Origin of the sequence: Sphingomonas sp. SORGH_AS_0438 (assembly GCF_031453475.1) — a bacterium.
Lineage (GTDB): Bacteria > Pseudomonadota > Alphaproteobacteria > Sphingomonadales > Sphingomonadaceae > Sphingomonas.
Genome location: NZ_JAVIZS010000001.1, coordinates 418,597 through 439,654, shown reverse-complemented (window position 1 = coordinate 439,654; position 21,058 = coordinate 418,597). Strand labels below are relative to the sequence as shown.

Annotated in this window: 18 protein-coding genes, 2 tRNA genes and 1 pseudogene; 6 read left to right on the top strand and 15 right to left on the bottom strand. The window is 68.9% G+C overall.

What is annotated here, in order from left to right:
* Positions 1 to 46 precede the first annotated feature (46 nt).
* Positions 47 to 385 (bottom strand): DUF2934 domain-containing protein, encoded by a 339-nt coding sequence (locus QE452_RS02075; protein ID WP_309658463.1) that lies wholly within the window; start codon positions 383 to 385, stop codon positions 47 to 49.
* Positions 386 to 546: 161 nt separating this feature from the next.
* Positions 547 to 915 (bottom strand): DUF4440 domain-containing protein, encoded by a 369-nt coding sequence (locus QE452_RS02070; protein ID WP_309658462.1) that lies wholly within the window; start codon positions 913 to 915, stop codon positions 547 to 549.
* Between the two features lie 201 nt (positions 916 to 1,116).
* On the opposite strand from QE452_RS02070, the gene infA reads away from it, so the two are divergent.
* The 5 genes from infA to QE452_RS02045 all read left to right on the top strand — a co-directional run bounded on the left by infA (position 1,117) and on the right by QE452_RS02045 (position 3,237).
* Positions 1,117 to 1,362: a translation initiation factor IF-1 gene (infA, locus tag QE452_RS02065; protein ID WP_055844981.1), complete on the top strand. Its 246-nt coding sequence runs from the start codon at positions 1,117 to 1,119 to the stop codon at positions 1,360 to 1,362.
* 38 nt (positions 1,363 to 1,400) lie between these two features.
* Complete coding sequence (locus QE452_RS02060; RefSeq protein ID WP_309658461.1) at positions 1,401 to 2,015, top strand: Maf family protein; 615 nt, start codon at positions 1,401 to 1,403, stop codon at positions 2,013 to 2,015.
* Positions 2,008 to 2,967: a ribonuclease gene (locus QE452_RS02055; protein WP_309658460.1), complete on the top strand. Its 960-nt coding sequence runs from the start codon at positions 2,008 to 2,010 to the stop codon at positions 2,965 to 2,967. Before QE452_RS02060 ends, QE452_RS02055 begins: the two co-directional genes overlap by 8 nt.
* Positions 2,967 to 3,140, top strand: a complete 174-nt coding sequence (locus tag QE452_RS02050; RefSeq protein ID WP_125994042.1) for a DNA gyrase inhibitor YacG — start codon at positions 2,967 to 2,969, stop codon at positions 3,138 to 3,140. The genes QE452_RS02055 and QE452_RS02050 overlap by 1 nt, the downstream gene beginning before the upstream one ends.
* Before the next feature lie 21 nt (positions 3,141 to 3,161).
* Positions 3,162 to 3,237: transfer RNA gene (locus QE452_RS02045), tRNA-Phe, on the top strand.
* Positions 3,238 to 3,420: 183 nt separating this feature from the next.
* On the opposite strand, the gene QE452_RS02040 is transcribed toward QE452_RS02045, so the two are convergent.
* From QE452_RS02040 to QE452_RS02010, 7 genes and pseudogenes are all read right to left on the bottom strand, one after another.
* The gene (locus QE452_RS02040; RefSeq protein WP_309729535.1) at positions 3,421 to 6,510 is read right to left on the bottom strand and encodes a two-component regulator propeller domain-containing protein; all 3,090 of its coding nucleotides are present in this window, start codon (positions 6,508 to 6,510) and stop codon (positions 3,421 to 3,423) included.
* 87 nt (positions 6,511 to 6,597) lie between these two features.
* Positions 6,598 to 7,344, bottom strand: a complete 747-nt coding sequence (locus tag QE452_RS02035) for a hypothetical protein (protein WP_309658458.1) — start codon at positions 7,342 to 7,344, stop codon at positions 6,598 to 6,600.
* Positions 7,345 to 7,400: 56 nt separating this feature from the next.
* Positions 7,401 to 7,607: a hypothetical protein gene (locus QE452_RS02030; protein WP_309658457.1), complete on the bottom strand. Its 207-nt coding sequence runs from the start codon at positions 7,605 to 7,607 to the stop codon at positions 7,401 to 7,403.
* Between the two features lie 135 nt (positions 7,608 to 7,742).
* Positions 7,743 to 7,819 (bottom strand) — tRNA-Pro (locus QE452_RS02025).
* 117 nt (positions 7,820 to 7,936) lie between these two features.
* A complete protein-coding gene (locus QE452_RS02020) occupies positions 7,937 to 8,944 on the bottom strand; it encodes an inorganic phosphate transporter (RefSeq protein WP_125994039.1) in 1,008 nt (335 codons plus the stop codon).
* A pseudogene (locus QE452_RS02015) lies at positions 8,944 to 9,594 on the bottom strand (DUF47 domain-containing protein); the annotation flags it as partial. The gene QE452_RS02020 and the pseudogene QE452_RS02015, both read right to left, overlap by 1 nt.
* A 93-nt stretch (positions 9,595 to 9,687) precedes the next feature.
* Positions 9,688 to 11,115 carry a phospholipase D-like domain-containing protein gene (locus tag QE452_RS02010; RefSeq protein WP_309658456.1) on the bottom strand — a complete coding sequence of 476 codons (1,428 nt, stop codon included), beginning with the start codon at positions 11,113 to 11,115 and terminating at the stop codon, positions 9,688 to 9,690.
* A gap of 102 nt (positions 11,116 to 11,217) precedes the next feature.
* Here QE452_RS02010 and dinB point away from each other — a divergent pair, with 102 nt between their 5' ends.
* On the top strand, positions 11,218 to 12,300 hold the full coding sequence (dinB, locus tag QE452_RS02005; protein ID WP_309658455.1) for a DNA polymerase IV: 1,083 nt from the start codon (positions 11,218 to 11,220) through the stop codon (positions 12,298 to 12,300).
* 10 nt (positions 12,301 to 12,310) lie between these two features.
* Here the strand turns inward: dinB and QE452_RS02000 are convergent, their stop codons facing one another.
* From QE452_RS02000 to glmU, 6 genes are all read right to left on the bottom strand, one after another.
* Entirely contained in the window at positions 12,311 to 12,904 is a 594-nt protein-coding gene (locus QE452_RS02000; RefSeq protein WP_309658454.1) for a PEPxxWA-CTERM sorting domain-containing protein, read from the bottom strand.
* Between the two features lie 116 nt (positions 12,905 to 13,020).
* Positions 13,021 to 14,730, bottom strand: a complete 1,710-nt coding sequence (locus QE452_RS01995; RefSeq protein ID WP_309658453.1) for an ATP-binding protein — start codon at positions 14,728 to 14,730, stop codon at positions 13,021 to 13,023.
* Positions 14,727 to 16,631 (bottom strand): EAL domain-containing protein, encoded by a 1,905-nt coding sequence (locus tag QE452_RS01990; protein WP_309658452.1) that lies wholly within the window; start codon positions 16,629 to 16,631, stop codon positions 14,727 to 14,729. Before QE452_RS01990 ends, QE452_RS01995 begins: the two co-directional genes overlap by 4 nt.
* A 48-nt stretch (positions 16,632 to 16,679) precedes the next feature.
* Positions 16,680 to 17,606 (bottom strand): ROK family protein, encoded by a 927-nt coding sequence (locus QE452_RS01985; protein ID WP_309658451.1) that lies wholly within the window; start codon positions 17,604 to 17,606, stop codon positions 16,680 to 16,682.
* A gap of 34 nt (positions 17,607 to 17,640) precedes the next feature.
* The gene (glmS, locus tag QE452_RS01980; RefSeq protein WP_309658450.1) at positions 17,641 to 19,464 is read right to left on the bottom strand and encodes a glutamine--fructose-6-phosphate transaminase (isomerizing); all 1,824 of its coding nucleotides are present in this window, start codon (positions 19,462 to 19,464) and stop codon (positions 17,641 to 17,643) included.
* Between the two features lie 164 nt (positions 19,465 to 19,628).
* On the bottom strand, positions 19,629 to 21,008 hold the full coding sequence (gene glmU / locus QE452_RS01975; RefSeq protein WP_309658449.1) for a bifunctional UDP-N-acetylglucosamine diphosphorylase/glucosamine-1-phosphate N-acetyltransferase GlmU: 1,380 nt from the start codon (positions 21,006 to 21,008) through the stop codon (positions 19,629 to 19,631).
* Positions 21,009 to 21,058 lie beyond the last annotated feature (50 nt).

Genomic DNA, 21,058 nt, shown 5'->3' with positions numbered 1-21,058 from the left:
GGAAGCTCCGGTCGATGCGAGAAACAGGTGAGGCAGGCCCGAGATATCAGGCAGGCTTGGTCGTAGCCTTGCTCCGGCGCGGCTTGGTCGCCTTGGCGGCGGGCTGCGCATTGGCGGGAGCCAGCGGTTCGGCGGCGGTGGTCTGCGCGGGGTGGTCGGCCGGTTCCGGATCGAGCGGGGCGGCCGGCGTTTCGGTCATCGGCGTCGGCGTGGCCGGGGAGTCGGCCGGTTCCTCCGGCAATGCGGTGGTCGCCGACCCACCTTCCGAGTCATGCTCGCTTGCCGCCTGGTGCCAGTGATCGTCATGCCGGCCGTGCGCGCCGCCTTCCTTCTCCCACAATTCGTAGGCGCGGCGGCTGATCTTCTCGTGGCGCTCGTCGGTCATTCGATCCCTCCTTGAACATCGGCAACGGAACGTCCGCGCCGACATTATTCATGCCACGCGACATCGCCGGCTCAACGGAAAACCGCCGGCACGCGCTTCCGGTTGCATCGGGAAGCGTCCGAAATCCGCGTCGGGCGGCACCCCCGCGCACGATCAACGACTTAGATCTTGGCGGTGGCGGTGACCGGAGGGGTCTGCTGATGCTGGATCACCGTCCAATCCTCATGGCCGCGTCGGCGATAGGTGGAGGTGCAATGCGCCTCATAGGCATCCTCGCCATCCTTGGACGCGCGCACCTGATAGGCGATGACGATCAGCCCTTCCTGAGGCCGGGCGACGCGGCGTTCGCTGAACGAGACATCGGTCCAGCGCGGCGTCGCCGACACGGCGGCGACCGCTTCCTCGCCACTCATCACGAAGGGCGGCGTCGGCACGACCATCAGGCATTCGTCGTCGATCGACTCGCGATAATGTTCGGGGGTCGCCGTCCACAGGCTTTCCTCGAAGGTCCAGATGCGTGCGTCGTCCATCGTCCGTCTCCCAAGGTCCGGCCGCAGGAGCGCGCGACCGCCGCGATCGTTCCCCCCGACGGCCGGCTTGCCATTTCCACGGCGACATCCCATCTTGGAAAGGCGTCGACCGAGCCTGACGCAAGCCGCCATCCCCTCGCGCCTTTCTTTTTGGCGCCCGTTGGGGTAAGGCGACGCATCTTCACGACAAAGGGTTTGTATTTGGCCAAGGAAGAACTGCTCGAGATGCGCGGTCGCGTGGTGGAACTCCTCCCCAACGCGATGTTCCGCGTGCAGCTCGAGAACGACCATGAGATTCTGGGGCATACCGCCGGCAAGATGCGCAAGAACCGCATCCGCGTGCTGGTGGGCGACGAGGTGCTCGTCGAACTGACCCCTTATGACCTCACCAAGGGTCGCATCACCTATCGCTTCATGCCCGGCCGCGGCGGCCCCGGGCCGTCCTGATCGCCGATGGCGCGCCTGTCGCGCCGTTGACGCCGACCATGACCGATCCGATCGAACCGGCGAACGTGCCTCCCGCGCCCGTCGCCACGCTCGTGCTCGCCTCCACCTCGCCGCGCCGGCTCGAACTGCTCGGCCGGCTGGGTGTCCTGCCCGATCGCCTCGCCGCGCCCGACATCGACGAGACACCGCTGCCGCGCGAGGCCGCCCGCGATTATGCGCAGCGCCTCGCGCTGGGCAAGGCGCGCGCGGTCGCGCGGGGCGCGGGCGAGATCGTGCTGGCCGGCGACACGACGATCGCGGTCGGCCCGCGCATCCTCGGCAAGCCGGAGGATGAAGCCGATCTGCGACGCATGTTGCGGCTGCTGTCCGGGCGGCGGCATCACTGCCTGTCGGCGGTGTGCGTGATCGGGCCCGACGGGCGGGAGCGCGTCCGCCTGTCCGACACCATCGTCGCCTTTCGCCCTCTCGCCCCGGCCGAGATCGACGCCTATGTCGACAGCGGCGAGGGCATGGGCAAGGCGGGCGGCTATGCCATCCAGGGCCGCGCCGAGGCCTTTGTCCGCTTTCTCCATGGCAGCCATAGCGGCGTCGTCGGCCTGCCGCTGATGGAAACCCGTGCGCTGTTGCGCGCCGCCGGCCTGCCGCTTGCCTGAATGGCTCTACGAGGCCGGGATCGGTGAATCCCGCGCCGCGCTGGTCGAGGACGACCGCATCTTGGAAGCGCTGATCGAGCCGGAGGATAGCGGCCCGCGCCTGGGCAGCGTGATGCCGGCCCGGCTCACCCATTTGCTGCCCGCTCGCCAGGGTCGATTGCTGCTGGCGGACGGTCAGGCCGCGTTGATCGCCGCCGTCCCTGCCGGCCTGTCCGCCGGACGCGTGCTGACCGTCGAGATCGTGCGCGAGGCGTTGCCGGAGATCGGCCGGCCCAAGCCGGCGCGCGCGATCGTCACCGACCGGACCGAACAGGCCGGTCCCGACCTGCTCGCCCGCATCACAGCGACCGGCCACCCCGTCCGCACGCTCCACCCGCACCAGCCAGATGCGCTGGAGGCGGCGGGCTGGTCCGAGCTGCTCGAAGAAGCGCAGACCGGCGATATCCGCTTTGCGGAGGCCCTAGCCGGCGGCGCGCTGGTGATGACGCCGACCCCGGCCATGACGCTGTTCGACGTGGACGGTCCGCCCCCGCTCGAACCCCTGGCCATCGCGGCGGCCGAGGCGGTGGCCGAATCGATCCGCCGGCACGGTATCGGCGGGTCGATCGGCATCGACTTCCCCACGATCGAGGGCAAGGCGGCCCGACAGGCGGTGACGGCGGCGATCGACCGCATCCTGCCGCCGCCGTTCGAGCGGACGGCGATGAACGGCTTCGGCTTCGTCCAGATCGTCCGACCCCGCCCCCGCGCCTCGCTGCCCGAGCGGCTGCGCGCCGATCCGGTCGCGGCTGCCGCCCGCGCCGCGCTGCGGACGCTGGAACGCGTGCCGCCGGGAAGCGCGAACCGCCACCGCCTGCCCGCGCCGGTGCTTGCCTATCTCGACGCCCGTCCGCACTGGCTGGCGGAGCTTGCCCGCCGCACCGGCATGACCCCTTTGCTGGAGAGCCTGTAATGGCCGAACCGACCTGCCCGATCTGCGGCGAGCCCGCGCATCCCGATCACCGCCCCTTCTGCTCGGCGCGGCACCGCGACCGCGACCTGCTGCAATGGCTCAACGAAAGCTATCGCCTGCCCGATCAAAATTCTTCGAAACAAGGGCTGGACAGCGACGACGGCTCCTACTAGAGACGCGCTTCCGCTAGGCGGGCCCAAGTAGCTCAGTTGGTAGAGCATGCGACTGAAAATCGCAGTGTCGGTGGTTCGATCCCGCCCTTGGGCACCATTCTCCCCTGGTTGCAGACTGATTTTGCTGGGGACACCCATAAAACATCTATGAACCTGGGTCGGCGAATGCCCGGCTATACTGCGGCATGGTCCGATCAGGCCGGACGAACCCTGATCAAGTCCCGGTCGCGTGCCGCCTGACCTTGGGCCGGCACCGGAGCAGATGGGTGATTCGTCCCCGTCAGCCCACCACGTCGAGTTGCGCCGATTGCGGCGTATCCGACGCCATCACCCGGTTCCGCCCATTCTCCTTGGCGCGGTAGAGCGCGGCATCGGCCGCCGCCTGCATCGCCGAGGGCGAGCGATAGCCCGGCCAGGTCGCCACGCCGATGCTGATCGTCACCCGCAGGCCCGGCGCGCAGGCGTCATAGCGCGCCGCCTCGATCGCGCCACGCACCCGCTCGCAGACCATCCGCGCCTCGGCCGCGTCGGCATCCGGCATCAGCAGCGCGAATTCCTCTCCCCCCAGCCGCGCGACCAGATCGCCGTCGCGGACCGAATCGCGCATGACCGCCGCCACCCGGCGCAGCGTGGCGTCACCGACCGCATGGGAATGCCGGTCGTTGATCCGCTTGAAGTGATCGATATCGAGGATCGCCAGCGACCAGGGACGGCCATGTTCCGCATAGCTCGCCAGTTGCTCCGCCAGTTCGTCCTCGTACCGGCGGCGATTGGGCAGTTCGGTCAGCGCGTCCTCATGCGCCATGCGCCGCAGCGTGCGCGCCTGATTGGCGAGCTGGGCGAGCAGCGCATCCTTTTCCTCGGTCGCCAGCATCAGCATCTCGCCCTGGCGGCGGATATCGGCGGTCCGTTCCTCGATCAGCAGGCTCAGATGCCGGGCACGACGATGCAGGTTCACGACCCGCCAGCGATAGGCCAGGCCGGCCAGCCCCACCAACAGCACGACCAGCGCCAACCGGAAGTCGGAGCGTTGCCAGAAGGACGGCTCGATCACGAAGCGCAGGACCTGGTCCTGCGCGCTCCACGGACCGCCGCCATTGGAGGCGCTGACATGCAGCGCATAGCGACCGGGCGGCAGCGCGGTATAGTCGACGATCCGCTCGCCCCCGCGATCGATCCAGTCATTCTCATAGCCCACCAGCCTGGTGCGGTAGCGGATGCTTTGCGGGGACAGGAAGCTCAGGCCGCCATAGGCGATCGACACGCGCCGCGTCTTGGCCGGGATCGACACCCAACCCGCATTGTCGGCGAAGGATGCCGGCTCGCCATCGACCAATACTCCCTCGATCACGAGCGGTGGCGGCGTGCGGACGCGCAATTGCGCCTCGCGTTCCGGCCGGACGGCAGCGGCGCCCTCGGCGGTGGCGAACCAGATCGAACCGTCCCGACGCAGCAATGTCGTCGGCCCGGACGCGCCATTGCCCTGCGCGCTGGCCATGCCGTCCAGACGGTCGAACCGATCCACCCGGATCGTCCGGCGCTTGCCGTCCGCGACGGCCATCAACGCCGCATAGTCGATGCGCAACACGCCGCTATTGCTGCCCAGCCACGCCGCCCCGCGCCGGTCCAGCACCATCTGGAAGACGGTGTCGACCGGCAGGCCCTGATCGCGTCCGACATGGGCGAGCTGACCATCGGCATAGCGATAGCGGAACAGGCCGCGATCGGTGCTGATCCACATGACGCTCTGGTCGGGATCCTCGAACAGCGCCAGGGCGCTGCTGGCGTCGGCCATTTTCCCGATGTCGATCCGGCGGGGGATGCCGTTGGGCGGCCACAGCGTCAGGTCGCTGATCGTGCCGATCCACAAGCCATGGCGGGTATCGGCGATCGCATAGATCATCGTCTTCGGCAGTCCCGGCAGCATCGGCTGCTGTACCTGCCCCTGCCCGTCGATCGCGACGACCCCGCGCCGCGTGCCGGCCCATAACCCACCGCCACGCCGGGCCGCCAGGGTCCGGATGCGCATGTCCCTGATCCCCTCGGCCTTGCCGTATCGCGCGACGATCCGGTTATCGTGCACCCGGAAGATTCCATCGCCCAAGGTCCCGACCCAGACATCGCCATCGGGTTGCGCCAACAGGCTCAGGACCGATGGGGAACTGTCGCCCGGCACCCCCGCCTGAACGATGGGGATATGGGTGATGCGGCCATCGGGCGCGACGTGATCCAGCCCGCGGCTGCTGCCCACCCACAAGCTGCGGTCGCCCGATTCCACCAGCGCGCGGACATAGTTGCCCGACAGCCCGTTCTCCTGGCGCAGATTGGTGAACAGCGCCTGGCGCAAGCGATAGAGCCCGCCGTTCAGGCCGACCCAGATGCTGCCCTCGCGATCCTGGAACACGGAGGCAACCCGCCCCTCCGGCAGGCCCTGGGTCGGGGTGATCCATTCGGATTGCCCGCGGGCCAGGTGCAGCACCCCGAGATTCTCGGTGCCCAACCACAGGCCGCCCCAACGATCCGCCGTCATCGCGCTGAAGCGATTGGTGCCCGGCAACCGATAGATCAGGCGGGCTGTGTCGCCCTGCACCTGCCGCAACTCCCCGCTGGCCAGCAGGAAAAGCTGCTTCCGCTGATCGACAAAGGGCAGCACCGCACCGGCCGGCAAGTCGAACGACTTGGACAGGCGACGCATCCGGCCGTCGGGCGTCCGTTCGACCAGACCATCGACCCCGCCGATCCACAGCCGGTCCTGCGCATCGATCGCCAGCCCCAGGATCGAAAGCGGCGGCCCACCGGCGGGGGATTCGAGGCGCCGGAACCGACCGTCCGGCGACAACATGCCCAGTCCGCCGCGCATGAAGCCGATCCAGAGCCGCCCCTTGCTGTCCTGCGCCAACGCCAGGATGGTCGCGTGCGGCAGACCATTACGCACGCCCCAGAAGCGCCACCGACCCGCCGAGTCCCGGCGGCCCAGATTGCCACGCGTGTCACCCATCCAGAGATTGCCCTGCCGGTCGGACAGGATGCTGGTCACGCCATTATCGGGCAGCGGTGGGTTGCTGTCGCGCGAGAAGGTGGTGAAGCGCGTACCGTTATACCGCGCAAGCCCCTCCCAAGTGGCGAGCCACAAATAGCCTTCGCGGGTCTGGACGATGTTCTGCACGCTGTTGTGCGGCAGCCCTTCGTTGGTGGTCCAGCGGTCATAGGCGAAATCCTTGACCATGGGCGGCTGGGCGGATGGCTGGGCCAGCGCTGGAAGCGGACCGGCCAAGGATGCGAACAGCAATGCGCCGACAATGGCGACGATATGCCCCCATCCTCGACCAAAAGCCTTCGCCAGCATCATGATGCCCTTGTCGTCCCCCACCCGTTTCGTACGAGACGATATGTGTGCATCACTTAATATATGCAAAACGGCCTTAAACGACCATGGCTGGAACCGGTTCCATCGCCCCTAATTCTTTTCGGCGGGCCGCAACGTCGCGGAATCCAGATGCCATCGAAGCTGCGATGCGCTGGCGCCATCCACGCCATTGACCCGGCGCACGACATATTGGCCCACGAAACGCTGTCGCGCGCCATCGTTCAGCACCGCCTCCACGGTCACCGGCACCGTCTGGTAGATCGAACCGGCCGCACCCTCGCTCGGCGGCAAGGCACCGATCGTCACGCGGGTCGAACGCGTCTGCGCGAACCCCTTGCTGAAATCGGCATAGCGCTGCCCCGGCCGGCCATCATCGCCCCAGCTCTGCCATGCGGTGGAATAGTCCCTTGCGTTCAGGGCCGAATAATAGCGTCGGACGACATTCGTCGCCGCTTCGCCGCCCTTCGGATCGGGGCCGCAGCCCTTCATCGGCGACCCCTTCCCGTCGAACAGCGCGCAGGACCGGGCGATCTCATCCTCGATCAGCGCACAGCTATTGGCGGCGTTGCAAGGCGGGTGAGTCGCGGGCGAGACATCGCGGCAGATCGCGACCCGTTGCGCGGCGGCGGTCGCACCGATCTCCTCGGCGCAGGATAACAGGCCGGTCTCTGCCGGCCGGATCGGGGTCGCGCGGGCTGTCGGCCCCGGCGTCGGCACGGGCGAAGGGGTGGATGTGGCCGCCGCCGCCGGCGTCTCGGCGGACCGCTCGGGCGCGCCGCAACCGACCAGCGCCACCGCCACGACCATCATCGGGGCGATCCGTACGCCTATGCTCATCCATCCACCTCCCGATGATCGGGGACGCCGGTCGGGCCGGCACCCCCGCCCCTGTCTTACTTGCCCGCGACGCCGCGTCCCGCCACCGTTTCATAGGCGGACAGTTCGTCGCCGATCGCGACCTTGGCGGCGAGGTCGTCGGCCCGCGCCTTGTCCTGCGCGGCGCGCTTGGGATTGTCCGGGTCGCCGTCCGGGTCCGCCGCGCCGACATTGGGGCTGTCGGGCATGTAGAGGATCGGCTTTTCGGTGCGGTCGTCGGCCATCATCTTCTCCTTGCTCGGGCGGTCAACGCGCCATGGCGAGGCTGGTGCCGATGAGGAGGGCGTCGCTGCGACGATGCGAGCCGGATGGCGGATAAAGCAAAGGCCGGCACAATGGCCGGCCCTCGCGGAAAATAATGGTCGGGAAGAGAGGATTCGAACCTCCGGCCCCTGCCTCCCGAAGACAGTGCTCTACCAGGCTGAGCTACTCCCCGACGGAGTTCCGATCGTCATTAAGTGCCCTTGTGAGGCGCTTCGGGAGCCGACCGGATTGGCTTGGAGGCGCGCCTATATCCAGCGCCTCCGACCCATGCAACAGATTTCTTCGCCGATCAGTCGAACCCGGTCAAAAAACGCGTCGCGTAGAAGACCGCCGCGCCGATCGCGCCCGCCGCCGGCAGGGTGATGAACCAAGCGATGACGATGTTCGACGCCACGTTCCACCGCACCGCCGACAGCCGCCGCGACGCGCCGACGCCGACGATCGCGCCGGTGATGGTGTGGGTGGAGGAGACGGGGATGCCGCCCAGCGTCGCCATGAACAGGGTGATCGCGCCGCCCGTCTCCGCGCAGAACCCTTGCGCGGGGGTCAGCCGAGTGATCTTCGACCCCATGGTGTGGACGATCCGCCAGCCGCCCGACAGCGTGCCCAGCGCCATCGCCGCCTGGCAGCTCAGCACCACCCAGAAGGGCACGGAGAATTCGCCGCCCAGATAGCCCTGGCTGTAGAGCAGCACGGCGATGATCCCCATCGTCTTCTGCGCGTCATTGCCGCCATGGCCCAGCGAATAGAGCGCGGCGGAGACGAGCTGGAGCTTGCGGAACCGCTTGTCGACGCCCAGCGGCGTCAGCCGGATGCTGGTCCAGGCCACCGCCAGCACCAGCATCAGCGCCAGGATCAGGCCGATGGCGGGCGAGGCGAAGATGGCGATGACGGTCTTGATCACCCCGCCCCACACCACGGCGGCCGATCCCGCCTTGGCCATGCCCGCGCCCAGCAGGCCGCCGATCAGCGCATGGCTGGACGAGGAGGGAATGCCCTTCACCCAGGTGATGACGTTCCAGGCGATCGCGCCCGATAGCGCGCCGAAGATCACCACCGGATCGATGATCTTGGCATCGACGATGCCCTTGCCGACCGTCTGAGCGACATGCAGCCCGAACACGGCGAAGGCGATGAAGTTGAAGAAGGCGGCCCACAGCACCGCATATTGCGGCTTGAGCACGCGGGTGGACACGACCGTCGCGATCGAGTTCGCGGCATCGTGCAGGCCGTTCAGGAAATCGAACAGCAGCGCCACGCCGATCAGCGCGACGAGGATCGGAAGCGAGACGGTCATCAGGCGTGATCGATGACGAGACCCTGGATCTCGTTCGCCACATCCTCGAACCGGTCGATGATGCGTTCCAGGTGGCTGTAGATCTCGCGGCCGATCACGAACTGCATGGGCTGGTCCTGCCGGGCCTGGAACAGCGCCTTCAAGCCCTGGTCGTGGATCGAATCGCCCTGCCCCTCGATCTCGATCAGTCGCGCGGTCAGCATGTTCAGCCGCTCGCTGTTGCGGTTGAGCGAGCGGAGCAGCGGGATCGCCTCCTGGGTCAGCCGCGCCGCCTCTACCGCGATGCCGGCCATCGCCACCATCTGCGGCTCGAACCGGGTCACGCCATAGAGCGCGATGGTGTTCGCGGTCTGGTTCATCTGGTCGATGGCATCGTCCATCACCCCGATCAGGTCGGTGATCGCCGACCGGTCGAACGGCGTCACGAACACGCGGCGCACATCCTGCAGCACGTCGCGGGTGATGTCGTCCGCCTCATGCTCGCGCGCGACGATCTCGGCGACCTCCGCCTCGATCGGTCCGTCACCGCTCAGCAGCCGCTGCAACGCGCCCGCGCCGGCGACCAGCGTCGCGGCATGGGCCTCGAACTGATCGAAGAACTTGCCCTGTTTGGGCATCAACGACTGAAACCAGCCAAGCATTCGGATTCGCCTCCACGTCCCATGCCACAGCGGCATGGGTCCTGAGTTATCGCGCCCACTGGCCCATGCGGCCGCGCGAATCCAGCCGGAAACCGGTCAGGGTCAGCGCGGACGCAGGCCAAATCGCCGGAACAGACCCCGTTTTGCCAGCGATTCGAACATCTCGCCAGGGCCTTCCGGGTCCAGCACCTCATTGTCCGCCAGCCACTGCTCGACCTCGGACAGGTTGGGGACGGCATAGGGGCGTAGCGTCTTGCCGACCCCCCGCAGATGCTCGATCGCCCCGATCAGCGAGCCTTTCTCCGCGATGGCGGCGGTCACCACCTCGGGTGCCACGCCCAGATGCTCGGCCAGCAGGTCGTCGCGGATCTCGGTGATCCGCGCCCGGTCCCGTTCGGTCGTCGCCTCGATCGCCAGGTCGCATTCGGTATCGAGCCGGAGCGAGCGGTTGTTGACGTTACTCGACCCCAGGCGAAAGACGTTGTCGTCCGCGATCAGGATCTTGGCATGGACATAGATGGGCGTGCCGCCATCGGTATAGGGATGGTACATGCGCAGCCGGCGATGTTTGTCGCGGCGACGCAGCGCCTCCATCAGCCGCCCGCGCGCCGTGTCCATCGCCAGCGGCTCCAGCCAGCCCTGCGCGGTCAGCGGATTGATGACGACGATCTCCGGCCCGTCCGTCTCGTCCAGCCGCCGCGCGATCGCCTCGGCGATCCGGCGCGAGGCGAAATACTGGCTTTCGATATACAGGTGCCGTCGCGCCCCCGCGATCTGCGCCAGGAACAGCGCCTCGCTCTCATGCACCGGCGCCTGGTCGTCCATCTCGGGCACCGTCCGCGCGATACCGACATCGATCCCCTCGAAATCGACGCGCAGCCCCTCCGGCCAGCAGGGGCCGGACGGCTTCATCGGCTCCATCGGCTGGCCGCCCGCCGCATTCCAACGCTGGCGGAACAGCTCGCCCAGCGCCCCCGCCACCGGGCCCTGCACCGCGTTGATCGCGTCATGCCATGGCTTGTAGTGCCGCCGCGTGGTCGGCCGCCGGCGATAGGGGCTCTGGTCGAGATGCTCGCGCGTGTCCCAGCGGTCGCCGGTCATGTCGATGCCGCCGCAAAAGGCCAGGCAGTCGTCGATGATGACGATCTTCTGGTGGTGCGAGGCGGCGGTCGGGTGATGCCCGTCCAGCTTGGTATGGATGCGCGGATGCTTCATCCAGCGCAGCACGGTGAAGATGGTGGTGCCCCGCCCCAGCGACTTGATCGCGCCGACATCCCAGCGCAACAGGTGCACCTCCAGCTCAGGATTGCGCTCGACCAGATGGTGGATGAACGCCCCGACCGGCGCCGGCCCCTCGGTCGCTTGGTGATCCAGGACGATGCGCGCGTCGAAATCCCAGCCGATCAGCAGGATGCGCCGCTTCGCCTGGAGCATCGCCTGGCGCGCCACACGGAAATATTCGTCGGCGTCGACGATCACCGTCATCCGATCGGCGCGTTCGATGCGCCAGCAATCCTGCCCCGGCTTCATGGCGTCCTTTCCGACCGTGATCCCGCCCGCGCTCCTGCCGCATCGGGGCGTCCCGCGCAAATGTTCGCACGGACAGTTGGTTGCACTTATGGAGCAGGAGTCATGAGCGAGGAGCGGCCACGCAAGATCATCCATGTCGATATGGACGCCTTTTATGCGTCGGTCGAGCAGCGCGACGATCCCGCCCTGCGGGGGCGGCCGGTGGCGGTCGGCGGCTCGCGGGCGCGCGGCGTGGTCGCGGCGGCCAGCTATGAGGCGCGGGCCTTCGGCGTGCGGTCGGCCATGCCCTCGTCCTCCGCGGTGCGGCGCTGTCCCGACCTGATCTTCGTGCGGCCGCGCTTCGAGGTGTACCATGCGGTCTCACAACAGATCCGCGCCATCTTCCGCGACTATACCGATGCGATCGAGCCACTGTCGCTCGACGAGGCCTATCTCGACGTGTCGGAGGATCGCCACGGGCTGGGTTCGGCCAGCGCGATCGCGGAGGATATCCGCCGCCGGATCAAGGCGGATACCGGCCTCACCGCCTCGGCCGGGGTCAGCTACAACAAGTTCATCGCCAAGCTGGCGTCCGACCAGAACAAGCCGGACGGCCTATGCGTCATCCCGCCGCACAAGGGCGCGGCCTTTGTCGCGGGACTGCCGGTCAAGCGATTCCACGGCGTTGGGCCGGTCACCGCGCGGCGGATGGAGGCGCTGGGCATCCTGACCGGGGCCGATCTGCGCGACCGGTCGCTCGAGATGCTCCAGCGGCATTTCGGCAGCTATGCGAGCTATCTCTACCATGCCGCGCGGGGGGAGGATCATCGCCCGGTGCGCGCGCATCGCGAGGCCAAGTCGATCGGCGCGGAGCGGACCTTCGAACGCGACCTGAGCACGCGGGAGGAGCTTCATGCGCAGCTCGTCCGCGTGGCGGAGGCCGCCTGGACGCGGGTCGAGCGGCACGAGGCGCATGGCCGCACCGTCACGCTGAAGCTGCGCCGGGCGGATTTCTCCACCATCACCCGCGCCCGGTCCAGCCGGACGCCCGTCACCGATCAGGCGGGTTTCCTGGCGATCGGCCGGACCCTGCTTGACGCGCAACTCCCGGTGCCGGGGGGTATCCGGCTGCTCGGCCTGACCCTGTCGGCGCTGACCCCGGCCGGACTGGCGGAGCCGGACCCGGTCCAGCCCAGCCTGTTCTGACCGCCGGCAATCAGGCGGCGGCGAAGACCGCGCCGCGCCGGCGCAACGCATAGCCCGCCAGGCCGAAGCCGAGCAGCGTCAGCGCCCAGGTCGCCGGCTCGGGCACCATCGGGGTATAGCTGAAGTCGTCGCCCACCCGTCCGTCGAGCACGTCGAAGCCGGTGATGACGCCGGTGAACCGGCTGCCCAGTCCGCCATAATCGGCCGTGTTGATCGTCACCGGGCTGCACGAGGGATCGGTCACCTGCCCCGCCACGGCGACGAACCCGTCGGCACTGCCACCGGCCACGCAGGCCCGGCCGTTGCCGGACACGCCGTAGCGGACCGGCTCGAACCGGAAGCTGACGCCCTGATCGTCCGACGACAGGATGATCGGTGAATTGGCATAACCGAAGCCGACATTCGCGCCGTCCACGACCGACACGACGAATCGGATCGTCGCGCCCGAGAAAGCGGAGGTGATCGGCCCCTGGTTACCGTAACCGGTGATCATCGTCCCCGCGCCCCGCGCCTGGAAGACATAGGTCAGCTCCGTCGCCGCCTGCGCCTGTCCGGCCACCAGCAGTGCCGCCGAGATCGCCAGCCCCTTCACCAACGCCTTCATCACCCTGCCTCCACACGAATTTTTCCGAGCATCTATGGTAAAGCGGAAGTGAAATACAGGCTATACCGCCGGCTGGTCCGACAACAGAGGCGATCGGTCCGATCCGGATTGCATCATCACGGCCGGGGCAGGGTCAGCACCGCTTCGGCCCCCAGGCCATGCCCGGCGGAGCGCAGGTCCAGCGTCCCCTCCATCGCCGCCATCGCATTGGCGCACCAATGCAAACCCAGGCCGCCACGCCGATCGGCCCGGGTCGAATAGCCCCGCCGAAACAAGGCCACCTCGCTGCCCGGCGCGAAGCCCACGCCGTCGTCGCGGATCGTGATCGTCACCCGCCCCTCGTCGCCCCCGGCGGTCACCGAGATTCGCCCGCTCCCCGTGCCGCCCGCAACGATGGCGTCGACGGCATTGCCGACCAGATTGGCCAGCAGTTGCGACAGCAGCAGCCGGTTGCCACGGACCATCACCGGTCCGGCCGGCAGGCTCAGCACGATCGAGGCGGAGGGGGCATAATGCACGATCGACGCCTGGCGTGCGGCCAGCTCGACGATGTCGCACGGCTCCAGCGGGGGGCGTTCATGCGCCTGGGCCTGTTGCGCGCCGATCACCTCCAGCACATGCGCCAGCGCGTCGCGCCCGGCCGCCGCATCCGCCGCGATCCGCGCCCGGTCGCGCGCGTCCGCCTCCAGCGCGGCGGCCAGGAAGGCGGCCAGTCGCTGCCGTCGCTCGGGTGGCAGGTCGGGCAGCGCCAGTTCCGCCACGGCGCGGTCGAGCGTCGCCCGGTCCGCACCCGGCCGCGCGCCGGTCGAGCGGCTGAGGATGGTGCTGACCGGATTGAGCGCGTTCCGGACATTGTGCATCACCGCCACCGCGCTTTCCGACCGGCCAAGCGCGAAGCCTTGCGCCTCGATCCGCTCGTGCAGGTCGCGCAACTGGCCGAGCATCGCGTTGAGGCTGGTGGTGAGCGCCCCGATCTCGTCGCGCCGACCATCGTCGTCGATCGGGGTCAGCATCGAGGACAGGCGGACATGCTGCATGTGCCGCTCCACCCGCGCGAGCGGATCGAGGACATGGCGCGCGATGGCGCGGCGCAGGACCAGCAGCAGGCCGAGCAGCAGCAGCGTCGCTCCGACCGCCGACAGCAACAGCATGCGCCGCCCCAGCATCGCCATGTCGCGCGGCAGGTCGAAGCGAGCGACAGCGACCGTTCGCCCGTCCGGCCCGGTCAGCGGAAGCTGCACGCCCACTGTCCGCCACGACCAGTCGCGCACGCCGGTCCCGGCTGCGGCCGGCACCAGGCGCACCGTCGCGCGGATCGGGCCGGCCCAGCGTTCGGGATCGACCGGCCGCATCAGCAGGAGCGCCGCCTCCTGCCCTCGCGGTCGCACCATGCCGATCGCCACCAGCCTGCCGTCGCTCACCGCGAAACCACCTGTGACCGTTGTGCCGCTGCGTCCCCGCAGGATCGAACGGTCCCGCAGCACGCCCGCCAGCCGGACGCGGGCGGCGGCGTCGCCCGGCTGCGTCAACAACCGGCCATCGGCCGCGATCCGCGCCATCGCCTCGCCCGGTGACAGACGGAGACGCGCGCCGCTTACGGCCAGGTCATGCGCGTCATGTTCGACATCGCCGGCACTGTCCTCGATCGCCGCGCGCAGCCGGGCGATGTCGCGGGTCAGGCCGCGCGCCTCCAGCGTGTCGAAACTGGGGGTGATGATCGCCGCCAGCAGCAGCGTGATCGCCAGCGCCCCGACCAGCCCGGACACGCTCAGCAGCCAGACCAGCCGGCGGCCGAGCGACCGGGGTCCGCCGCCCCGCCGCCTCAACCGACGGTCCCCGTCGCCTCCCACGCCGCACCCTGCGGGTCGATCAGCCCGGCCTGCGCCATCTCGCGCGCATGGGTCGCCGGCACCGGCAGCGAGAAATAATAGCCTTGGAGATAGGCCGCGCCGGCGATGCGCAGCGCCTGGGCCTGCGCATCCGTCTCCACGCCCTCGCCGATCACCTCCAGCCCCAGCGCGCGGCCGAGATGGATGATCGAATGGACGATCGCCGCCGATTCACGCTCGCGCCCCATGCCGTCGATGAAGCTGCGGTCGATCTTCAGGCAGTCGAGCGCGAAGGTGCGGATATTGTACAGGCTGGAATAGCCGGTGCCGAAATCGTCCAGCGCGATGCGGAACCCCATCTGGCGCAGGCGATAGAGCGTCTCCGCCGAACGCTCGGCATCCTGGAAGATCGCCGATTCGGTGATCTCGATCTGCACCCGCGATGGCGCCACCCCGGCCCGCTCGACGCTTTCCATGACATGGCCGACGAAATTCTGCCGGCGGAACTGGCGCGGCGAGAAGTTGATCGAGACATATTGGTCGGGCCACGCCTTGGCCTCGGCCAGCGCCTTCTCCAGCACCCAGTCGCCCAGATCGTGGATCAGGTTCGATTCCTCGGCGATCGGAATGAAGATGCCCGGGCTCAGTCGGCCGTAATCCTCCGTATCCCAGCGCAGCAGCGCCTCGAACCCGGCGATCGCCATCGTGTCGCGCGCGACGATCGGTTGATAGACCAGGCTCAGTTCGCCGCGCGCGATCGCCTCGTCCAGCCCGCCCTCGACCCGGCGGCGGAAGCGGATGCTCTCGTCCATCTCCTCGTCGAAGACGCGCACCTGACCGCGCCCGGCGCGCTTGGCGTCGTTCAGCGCCAGGTCGGCGCGACGCAGCAGGTCGACGGGGTCGCGCGGGCCATCCTCCGCCGCCAGCTTCAGCCCGGCCGAGCTGCCGCCCTTCACCGAATGGCCGAACACGTCGAAGCTGATTCCGCAGGCCGCGATCACCCGCTCGCAGGCCATCACCGCCGCCGCCTCGCCGGGCGTGTCGAACAGGATACCGAATTCGTCGCCGCCCAGCCGCGCGACCAGGGCGCCTTCCGGCGCGGTCTCGTGCAGCGTCGCATAGACGAGCTGGATCAGCCGGTCGCCCGCCAGATGGCCCAGCGTGTCGTTGACCAGCTTGAACCGGTCGAGATCGAACATCGCGATCGCGAACAGGCCTGGCTGGCGCGCCCGGTCGCCCAGCGCGCGCAGGAAAGCGAGACGGTTGGGCGCGTCGGTCAGCGAATCATGCATCGCCATGTGCAGCGCGCGGCTCTCGTTCGCGGCGAGTTCGGCGGTGCGATCCTCCAGCAGCGCGACCTGCCGGGCCAGGTCCGCCCGCGTCGCGGCGAGCAGCCGGTCGACCCGCCAGCGTTCGCCCAGCGCCGTGGCGGTGTGGACGATCTCGGCCACGTCGAACGGCTTGGCGATGTAGAACAGCTTGTCGACCGGCCCGGCCTGCCGCGCGATGTCGAGCGGCGCATGGTCGGAATAGCCGGTGACGATCACGATGTTGATATCGGGGTCGAGCGAGCGGATGCGCGCCGCCGTCTCCCGCCCGTCGATGCCGGGCGGCATCCGTATGTCGAGGAAGACGACCGCGAACGGTGCGTTCGCCGCCAGTCCCGCCGCGACGGCGAGCACCGCGTCGCCGCCCTGGTCGACATGGGTCAGGTCGAAACGGGGCGGCGGCACGGGCGGCGCGTCGTCCGTGCCGAACAGATCCTGCGCCATTGCCCCCAGCGCCGCGGCGCCGCTGTCCGCCACGGCCGCGAAGCTGCGCCGATAGCTGTCGTGCATCGCCGGCTCGTCGTCGACGACCAGGATCCGCACGATCTCCCGCTGGTCAGGCTCTGCCATGGTGCCATGCTCTCCCAAAAGGCCTGAAGGCCGGGTAAGCAGCGCCAGTTAAGCCCCCATGAACGATGTTTGCAATTGTTCGCCAAGAGCTTGCGCGCCCAGCACGATCGCGCCGAGCGGCCCGGCATTGCCGCCCAGGGCCGGCGGCACCACGAAGGTGTCCGCATCCGCCACTTCCGGCAAGGCGACATAGCCGGACAGCGATTTGCTCATCGCGGCGCGGACGCGGGGGAAGAGATGGTCGGTGCCGACCATCACGCCGCCGCCCATCACGATCCGGCGCGGCACGCCGGTCAGGACCAGGGCGTGGAGCAACTGGCCCAGCGCATGGGCGACCAGGTCCCAGGCCGGATGATCGGCGGGCAGGTCGGGTCCGGGGATGCCGGTGCGGGCCTGGATCGCCGGTCCCGCCGCCAGTCCCTCCAGGCAGGCGCCGTGATAGGGGCAGCAGCCGATCCAGTCGTCGCCGGGCACGCGCACCGGGCGGATATGGCCGAACTCGCTGTGCGTCAGCCCGTCGACCGGCTTGCCGCCGGCGATCAGGCCGACGCCGATGCCGGTGCCGACCGTGGCATAGGCGATGTCGGGCAGCCCCTTGGCCGCGCCCCAGCGGGCCTCGGCCAACGCCGCGCCGACCACATCGGTATGGAAGCCGGTCGGCACCCCCGCCTTGCGCCGCAACCGCGCCGCGACGTCCTGGTTCGCCCAGCCGGGCTTGGGCGTGGAGGTGATATGGCCATAGTCGCCGGCATGCGGGTCGATCGACACGGGGCCGAAGCTGGCGATGCCCAGCGCGCTGAACCCGCTCCACCGCTCCAGCACCGCCTCGATCGCGCTCAGCGTCTCCTCCGGCCGGGTGGTCGGCAGCTGGACCCGGTCCTCGATCTCATCCGGACCGCGCGCCAGAATGCAGATGCATTTGGTGCCGCCCAATTCGACGCCCGCCACCAAGGGCTTGTTCTGCCGTTCCGTCACGCCGCTCTCCCCATATGCAATGCTTTGCGAGCGGTTACTCGACCGTGACCGATTTGGCGAGGTTTCTTGGCTGGTCGACGTCCGTGCCCTTGGCGACGGCGACGTGATAGGCGAGCAGCTGCACCGGCACCGCATAGACGATCGGCGCGATCAGCGGGTGGACCTTGGGCATGGTGATCGTCGCCAGGCACCCCTGCCCCGCCGCCGCCACGCCGTCATAGTCGGAGATCAGCACGACCTTGCCGCCGCGCGCCTGCACCTCCTGCATGTTGCTGACGGTCTTCTCGAACAAAGGACCGGAGGGGGCGATGACGATCACCGGCACATGTTCGTCGATCAGGGCGATCGGCCCGTGCTTCATCTCGCCGGCGGCATAGCCCTCGGCGTGGATGTAGCTGATCTCCTTCAGCTTCAGCGCGCCTTCCAGCGCCAGCGGATAGTCGGTGCCGCGGCCCAGATAGAGCACGTCGCGCGCGCCCGCGACCGCGCCGGCCATCGCCTCGATCGACTCGTCATAGGCGAGCGCGCCGTTGATCGCGGCCGGGGCCTCGGCGAGATGGCGGACGATCTCGCGCTCCTCGGCCTCGTTGAGCTTGCCCTTCGCCTTGGCGAGATTGGCGGCGAGCGCCGCCAGCACCGCGAGCTGGCAGGAAAAGGCCTTGGTGGAGGCGACGCCGATCTCCGGCCCGGCATGGGTCGGCAGCAGCAGGTCCGCCTCGCGCGCCATCGAGCTGGTCGGCACGTTGACCACCGCCGCGATCGTCTGCCCCTCGCTCTTGGCATGGCGCAGGGCGGCCAGCGTGTCGGCGGTCTCGCCCGACTGGCTGATGACGATCATCAGCCCGCCCGGCTCCATCACCGGGGCGCGGTAGCGGAATTCGGAGGCGACATCGATGTCGACCGGCACGCGCGCGAACTGCTCGAACCAGTATTTGGCGACCATGCCGGCATAATAGCTGGTGCCGCAGGCGACGATGGTGACGCGACGGATCGTGGACAGGTCGAAATCGGGGATGGGCAGCACGACCTTGCCCTCCATCCGCTGGAGGTAGGAGCGGAGCGTCTGCGCGACCACGATCGGCTGCTCGTAAATCTCCTTCTGCATGAAGTGGCGGTGATTGCCCTTGTCGATCAACGCGCCGGTGACGCCGGAGATGGTGACCGGCCGATCGACCGCATGGTTGTCGCGGTCATAGACCTGCGCGCCATCGCGCGTGCAGACCACCCAGTCGCCCTCGTCCAGATAGGCGATGCGCTGGGTCAGCGGGGCGAGCGCCAGCGCGTCCGAGCCCAGATAGGTCTCGCCCTCGCCGTAACCGACCACCAGGGGCGAGCCGAGCCGCGCGCCGATCAGCAGGTCCGGCTGGTCCTTGAACAGGAAGGCGAGCGCGAACGCCCCGTGCAGGCGCGGCAGCACGGTGCGCACCGCCGCCACCGGGTCCAGTCCCGCCTCGACCTGCTCGCTGACCAGATGCGCGACGACCTCGGAATCGGTCTCGCTGGTGAAGACGCGGCCGCGAGCGATCAGCTCCTCGCGCAGCGGCTTGAAATTCTCGATGATGCCGTTGTGGACGACCGCGACATGATCGGTGGCATGGGGATGCGCGTTGTTGGTGGTCGGCCCGCCATGCGTCGCCCAGCGGGTATGCGCGATGCCGGTGGTGCCGGGCAGCGGATGCGCGGCCAGCTCGCGCGCCAGATTGACCAGCTTGCCCGAGGCGCGCCGCCGCTCGATCGCGCCGTCATGGTCGGTGGCGATGCCCGCCGAGTCATAGCCGCGATATTCCAGCCGCTTCAGTCCGTCGAGCAGCCGGTCGGCCACGGCGTCCGCGCCGACGATCCCCACAATTCCACACATGCGATTGAAACTCCTGGAAATCCGGTATCAGGCCCTGATGTCATGGCCTTACGATAGTATCGTCATTGCGAGCGCAGCGAAGCAATCCAGGGTCTCACGCGCGGCGCTGGATTGCTTCGCTACGCTCGCAATGACGGGCCGAATAGGAACGATATGATCATGCTCTAGCGGGCGGCCTTGCGCACCTTTAAGGCCTTGGCCCGCTCGCGGAACCGGGCAGCCCAGCCGGGCTTGGTCTGGCGCTCGGCGCGGACCAGCGCCAGCGCATCCGCCTCGACATCGCTGGTCACCACCGATCCCGCCCCGACGATCGCGCCGTCGCCGATCGTCACCGGCGCGACCAGCGCGGAGTTGGAGCCGATGAACGCCCCCGCCCCGATCACCGTGCGATATTTGAAGAAGCCGTCGTAGTTGCAGGTGATGGTGCCCGCGCCGATATTGCTGCCCGCGCCGATCTCCGCATCGCCCAGATAGGTCAGGTGGTTGGCCTTGGCCCCCTCGCCCAGCGTCGCCTTCTTGATCTCGACGAAATTGCCGACCTTGGACTTGGCGCCCAGCACCGCGCCGGGCCGCAGCCGCGCATAGGGGCCGACCTCGGCACCCGGGCCGACCTCCGCGCCCTCGATATGGCTGAAGCCATGGATCGTCGCGCCGTCCGCCACCCGCACGCCGGGCCCGAAGAAGACATGGGGTTCGATCGTCACGTCGCGGCCGATCACCGTATCGTGCGCGAACCACACCGTCTCCGGCGCGATCAGCGTCGCCCCCTCCGCCATGGCGCGGATGCGCCGCGCCGCCTGCCACGCCGCCTCGACGCCGGCCAATTCGGCGCGGCTGTTGATCCCGGCCACCTCGTCCGCGCCGGTCTCGATCACCACGGCGCGCCGCCCCTCGGCAATGGCCAGACCGACCACGTCGGGCAGATAATATTCGCCCGCCGCATTGTCGTTGCCGACCGCCGCCAGCAGCCGCCACAGATCGGCGGTCCGCACCGCGGTGACGCCGCTGTTGCAGAGCGTCACCGCGCGTTCCTCGGGCGAGGCGTCCTTATATTCGACGATCCGCTCCATCGTGCCGTCGGCGGCCGCGATCACGCGGCCATAGGCGGCCGGATCGGCGGGCCGGAAGCCGAGCACCGCCACCGCCGGCGCATCCGCCGCCTGCAACCGCGCCGCCAGCCGCGCCACCGTCGCCGCCGCGAGCAGCGGCGTATCGCCGAAACAGACGATGGCGATGCCGTCGAAATCCGCCAGTGCGTCCCGGGCCTGCAACGCGGCATGGGCGGTGCCGAGCTGTTCCTGCTGCCAGGCGATGGCGACGCCGCGATCCTGGACCGCCGCCTCGACCTGCTCGCCCGATGCGCCGACGATCACCACCTGCCGCGCGACGCCCGCCGTCGACAGGCTGTCGAGCAGATGCATCAGCATCGGCCGGCCGGCCAGCGGGTGCAGCACCTTGTGCAGGTCGGACTTCATCCGCGTCCCCTTGCCGGCGGCCAGGATGATCGCGGCAAGCGGAGCGGGAGCGGCGGTCTGGTCAGTCATGCGGGTCCGGTGCCATGAAGTTCTTGCCAATACCATAGCGCGGCTGGCAC